General features: G+C 56.2%; 1 protein-coding gene. It reads right to left on the reverse strand.

Features of this window, described 5'->3' with window-relative positions; translation table 11 throughout:
* The coding region (locus VCB98_RS13765; RefSeq protein WP_346053508.1) for a delta-60 repeat domain-containing protein at positions 1 to 1848 on the reverse strand (1848 nt) is incomplete at its 3' end.
* Positions 1849 to 1871 lie beyond the last annotated feature (23 nt).

Genomic DNA, 1871 nt, shown 5'->3' on the forward strand with positions numbered 1-1871 from the left:
GGTAAATGCAACAGCGTTACCCACATCAACGCCATTGGCCTGGCTGAAGCTGCCTCCTACATAGACAGTGCTTCCTTCCGGTGCAATCGTCCGCACTTCCCCATCATTGATCACGGGATTCCAGTCCGTCAGTCCGAAGTCCACCAGCGAGAAGGAGGCAAGCCGCGGACGATCGTAACCGCCCATGTAATCCACATTGCCGAAGGCCAACATGGTCTCGCCACTGATCAGGAACTCGTGGCCTCTAAGTCCCACTGCAACGGGATTCCAATCTCCATCCGGTTCACCGCTTCCGGCTTCCACCCGGGCGAAGTTAGTCAATCTCTCATCGCCAATGTAGGAAAAGTTTTCACCGGCGATGTAAAGCATGCCATCGTGCAGCGCAAGATCATAAATGATTGCGCCTTCCGGCATGTCGACGGACCAGTCATCCCTGACCGCGCCAGTATCCTGATCTACCCGCGCCACGGCCTCACGTTCGGCGCCGCCAACCTCCTCGAACCAGCCGCCGATAATCAGATCATCGCCGTCGCCAATGACACTCGTGACAGCCATTCCCGATATATCTGCATCAAAATCATCGAGTATACCGTCCAATACCTCGAATGCAGCCAGACCGGATCTAGCCTCACCATTCGCCTGGCCAAAAAGCCCGCCGACGAAGAGACGATCATCATGGCGACTCACATGCCAGACGGGCCCGTCAGTGGAGGCATCGAAGAGATCGATGGGGCTTCCATCTCCGGCATTCAAAGCTGTCACATTGTCCGTGAAATGCCCGCCAAGATAGAGGTCATCACCATCGAGAACCATGGACCGGACCGTATTGGTAATCTCTGATGCGTCGAAAGCCGTGTCGAGGCTGCCATCCAGCTCCAGAGCTCCGACATGCTGGTAGTCACTATCTCCGGCCAGACTATCGAAACTACCACCAACATAAAGGCGGTCGTCACTCACTGCCATTGCGAACACAAAAGAACCGGGTGCGGGAACATCCCAGTCTTGATCCAGGCTGCCGTCCGCATTCAAGCGAGCCAGGTTTTCCCGTGGTTCGCCCTGAATCGTGTCAAATGCGCCACCAACAAACCAACCGCCATTCGGGTCTTCCACGACGGCGTAGACTATACCGTTGGAGTCGTCCGATGAAACATCCATCTTGGGACCGGTCATTTCTGCAGTGGCTTTGTCCAAACGGTACATTGCCATGCCGCCAGTACGGGGACCATAGCTTTCAAAATCACCGCCCACATACAACACACCGCCACTAATCGCGGTATCGTTGACAGTTCCAGACAGCTCGTAGGTCATCGGGGTCGCGTAGGCTGGGGCAGAAAGCCCACCACCGACCTGCTTGACGAAGGCATAGACTGTATCAGCCTGCAAACCATCGTCTTCCACGGTCAGCGTGTGCTCGCCACCGGAAGCAGCCGGGATCATACCACCGTTATCGCAGGACGTGACGTTGCTCCAGTCGCACTCGGGATCGGTGGAAAACAGGATATCGACATCACCGGCTCGATCCCAGTCCAACACCACGGAATTGCGTTTGCTCGAGGCACCGACATTCAGCGCCTCGCAGGTCACCATGACGTCATCGACGTCGGCCATGTCAATCGTGCCGGTTTCGTTATCCAGCTCGCAAACCATTTCATCTGGGTGGCTCTCGACTGCGACGGTATAGTCTTCCCCATGACCAAGCTCGGTATTGAAGGCAAACGGCCCGTCATCATCGAGAGAAAGCGTCTCATCACTATTCAGCTCGAGCACAGCGGTGGAGCCGTTCAAACCGCTCACTTCGCCGCCGACGGAGTAGGTCAAATCTTCACAGTTGACCTGGATGTCATCCACATCGGCGTCCGCGACTGTGCCGC

The organism is Natronospira elongata, from assembly GCF_034931365.1.
In the GTDB taxonomy this organism is placed as follows: domain Bacteria; phylum Pseudomonadota; class Gammaproteobacteria; order Natronospirales; family Natronospiraceae; genus Natronospira; species Natronospira elongata.